This window comes from uncultured Gimesia sp., assembly GCF_937910335.1.
Taxonomy (GTDB): Bacteria; Planctomycetota; Planctomycetia; order Planctomycetales; family Planctomycetaceae; genus Gimesia.
Genome location: NZ_CALEMX010000098.1, coordinates 1 through 3,735, shown reverse-complemented (window position 1 = coordinate 3,735; position 3,735 = coordinate 1). Strand labels below are relative to the sequence as shown.

Genomic DNA, 3,735 nt, shown 5'->3' with positions numbered 1-3,735 from the left:
CACCGGAATCTTCCTTGCATGGATCTTTTCGGATCGTGCGAGAATTGAACGTCGATTGAGTTCTTGTTTCAGCAATCAACGGCTTTTCCATAGAAGTGTTGTAGATGCTCTCGATATGTTTCAATCTGGTCAGGGATTTCCTCGATGGAAAATTTTTCTGATTCCGCCAGACAGCTGGCCAGTTCCTGCAATGTATCTGTATGCAGTTTCTCGTCAAAAATCAGCATGAGGCGGCGTTCGACGAGATCACCAATCGTTTCCGCCCATTCATGTTCGATAGTCCATAACACATACTGTCGTGGAAGAAAGGTGCCTGTGATCAGTTCGTTCGAGAAGTCGGGTAACCCATCTAGAATTTCTTCGAGTGCGGTACCTTGTAAGCGCCAGATTGCTTGAATACTTTCCGTGGAGAGATGGAATTTTTCGCAGAGTCGATCCTGTTCTGCCAGCAGGATGTCTTTTGTCTGCGGGTAATCTTCTGCACCGGGTATCAAACGTGTTTTCGATACAGAGAAATAATGCTTTCCCAGCTTGTTAAGAATACGATTAGTGACTTTTTCTGCAAAGGCGCGCCATGAAGTTAATTTTCCGCCGACGAGCGTCACGATCCAGCCTGCGGGGCCTTCATATTCTTTGATCGAGTGATCGCGGGAAATCGAAGCCGCTTTGCCTTTAGGTTGATAAGGTAACGGGCGCACGCCACTATAATGAAAATTGATGTCGTTCGTTGTCAAACCAACCTGGGGAAATACCATGTTGACCATGCCCACCAGATAGTCAAGTTCTTCAGGGCTGGCGACGGCTTCCAGCGGATTGCCTGCCTCTCTGACATCGGTGGTCCCAATGAGTGTGCTGTTCCCGAAGGGCAGAATAAAGACCAGTCTACCGTCGCGGGCTTCTGAATAAATTCCCTGTTCGCCGAGTGCTTCGCTGAGCTTTTGATTGAAGGTAACGATATGGCTGCCTTTGGTACCTCCCATTAATCGTGGAGAGGGGATTTCGACTTGCTCTAGTGTTAAATCGCCACAGGCACCGGATGCATTAACGATGACCGTCGGTTCGAACTCTTCCTGGATTTTGTCTGGATTATGCAACGTAGAGATCAGGGCTTTTCTGTCTTGCAGTTTGAGGCGGCTGTATGTGTAAAGATCGAAGGGAAGGTGCTTTTCTTTAGCAATTTTTTGACAGTCGTGTAGCAACGCAACCACAAATCGTTCCGGGAACTGCATCTGTGCATCGGAATAACTGGCCAGCCAGCGAAATTTATCTGTATTGACGCGGGGTAGTCCCTGCTGGCCCACATCGTGAACCGAATGGCGGGGAAGATTTCCTTTTGAGGCAAACCAGTCGTAGAACGTCAGTCCCAGATTGACCAGATACACGCCGCGCTCGGAAGAAAAAGAAAAACGGGTAGTAAGCCAGTGCGCGCCGGGAACGCGGAACCCACTCAAAAAACGGAGACTGGAAGACAGAACACCCGAAAAACGATGTGCCAGGGGAATGGCAATCCGCAGTGGTGATACGAGGTGGGGCGCCAAGTTCAGGAGAACGCCTCGTTCTTGCACGGATTCTCTCACCAGTGAAAAATCACCATATTCGAGATATCTCAATCCGCCATGAATTAAGCGTGACGATTTTGAAGTGGCTCCCTGCGAGAGATCAGATGAATCTATGATACAGACGGGAACGCCGTTCAGGAGTAACTCGCGCGCGACAGAGACACCGTTAATTCCCGCGCCGAGGATTAAAACCCGTTGAGTTTGTTTCATTGAGGTTTCCCATGCCAATATTTTACATTGCAGGCCGGTACTCCATCAGCAGACGATGCTCGTGCGGACGATAATAACCTTCAATCCGGGTGCGGATCTGAAAGCCAAAACTTTCATAGAGACGGACAGCTGGTGTATTGTCCGGGTTGACTGTCAGTAATACAACCTCAGTTGCGGACTGCAAAGCCTGTTTCATTAACGCCGACCCGATTCCCTGTCCGCGAAAGTCGGGGTGAACCATAATTTTATGCAAAATGGTTTCTTCCGTGTTCGTGGGAAACATCAGGAGCGCACCTGCCAGCCTGCTTTGCTGATTTTCATCAGCGCTCTCTGCGATCAAAATAGTCGCGTATTCAGACCAGAGGCGCCAGGCATGTTCGCCATCAGGAATAAAGGTGTCTGGTTCTTCTGGCCAGGCAAGTCGGTCCAGCGCTGCGATTTCCAGAAAATCTTCTGGTGATGCCTGTTTGATTAAAAAATCCACGAAAGCCTTTCATAGTCATTTCTTTGGTGGTTTCAGTCCGGTACCTATCTGAACCGTATTGTACGAACAGAGTCGATCCGTTTCGATCATGATTGAAGATAAAACCGACATGGAGTAAAAGAATACAGTGAGCTGCATAAACTGCGAGACAGCATAGACAGCCTCTCTACGAATTACACATTTCGCGAAATCCGAATAGATATTATCAAGTTCTATGTCAAAATCTTCGATTCCTCATGTTGCTTTGCTGATTGAAACGTCGCGTTCTCATGGGCGCGGATTGCTGAATGGTATTCGTCAATTTATCGCAGAAAACGAAGAATGGTCGGTATTTTTGATGCCGCGTTCGCTGGATTCCCAAATCCCGGATTGGATTTCCCGCTGGAAAGGGGATGGGATTTTAAGTCGCACAACCAGCCAGGAAATGGCCGATGCCATAACGGAATCGGGGATACCGGCTGTTGAATTACGCGCGACAAAGTTGAATCACGCATTTCCATTTTTGGGGATTGATAATCGGGCTATGGGTCGGATGGTCGCCGAACATTTTCTGGAGCGCGGAATCCGTCATTTTGGTGTATATGAAATTGGTTCGGAAGTCTATTTTGAAGAGCGTCGAGATAATTATGTACAAACCATACAGAAATCCGGTTTCGAAGTCAGTGTGTTTTCTGCTCTCGAAGATTCCGAAGCACCCCGTGAATGGGAAAAACAACAGGAAGAGATGGTAGAATGGGTCCGCGAGCTTCCCAAGCCAGTGGGTATTATGGCTTGCACCGATCAATTGGGCTTCTGGTTATTGGATGCCTGTGACCGGGCCGGGATCTCCGTTCCCGATGAAGTGGCCGTTGTGGGTGTTGAGAATGATGACATCCTGTGCATGATGGCCCGCCCCCCATTATCGAGTGTGGCTTTCAATTCGGCGCGCATCGGATACGAGGCGGCGGCATTACTGAGTCGGTTAATGAAAGGGGAAGCGGCGCCTGAAGAATCATTTCTGGTCGACCCTCTGGGAATTGTCACCCGGCAATCATCTGATGTAGTAGCCGTCGATGATCCGGAACTGGCATTGGCCCTGCGTTTTATTCGAGAAAATGCCTGCAAAGGAATCCAGGTCACCGATATTTTGAATGCGGTTCCCCTGTCGCGCACCGCTTTGGAACGTAAGATGAAAGCGGCCATTGGTCGTTCACCCAAAGCCGAAATCATGAGGACTCAACTCGAACGGGCCAAACAATTGCTGGGCACAACCGATCTTTCACTCTCGGAAATCGCACAGAAGATCGGTTTTCGGCATTCGCAATACTTCAGCACGGTATTCAAGGAAAAAACGGGAGAAACCCCCGGAACTTATCGCACAAAAATGCGTTAATCTCGAACTCCCGTGCTGGATCGACTGAAATTTGCAGTATTTTCAGGCTTACAGAATAGAATGTACGCAAAACCTGATAATGTTTATGGGTTTCCGTAGTGACCGTTCCG

General features: G+C 48.7%; 3 protein-coding genes. 1 reads left to right on the top strand and 2 read right to left on the bottom strand.

The annotated features are described in order from the left end of the window. Positions 1–68: 68 nt before the first annotated feature. Together Q0668_RS03945 and Q0668_RS03940 are read right to left on the bottom strand one after the other, a co-directional pair. Complete coding sequence (locus tag Q0668_RS03945; protein WP_298860141.1) at positions 69–1,769, bottom strand: glycerol-3-phosphate dehydrogenase/oxidase; 1,701 nt, start codon at positions 1,767–1,769, stop codon at positions 69–71. Between the two features lie 22 nt (positions 1,770–1,791). Next, positions 1,792–2,253: a GNAT family N-acetyltransferase gene (locus tag Q0668_RS03940; protein WP_298860138.1), complete on the bottom strand. Its 462-nt coding sequence runs from the start codon at positions 2,251–2,253 to the stop codon at positions 1,792–1,794. 214 nt (positions 2,254–2,467) lie between these two features. On the opposite strand from Q0668_RS03940, the gene Q0668_RS03935 reads away from it, so the two are divergent. Then, complete coding sequence (locus Q0668_RS03935) at positions 2,468–3,625, top strand: XylR family transcriptional regulator (RefSeq protein ID WP_298860136.1); 1,158 nt, start codon at positions 2,468–2,470, stop codon at positions 3,623–3,625. Positions 3,626–3,735 lie beyond the last annotated feature (110 nt).

Coding starts and splice junctions, on each gene's coding strand:
- Q0668_RS03935 (WP_298860136.1), top strand. CDS start 2,468: ATGTCAAAATCTTCGATTCCTCATGTTGCTTTGCTGATTGAAACGTCG.
- Q0668_RS03945 (WP_298860141.1), bottom strand. CDS start 1,769: ATGAAACAAACTCAACGGGTTTTAATCCTCGGCGCGGGAATTAACGGT.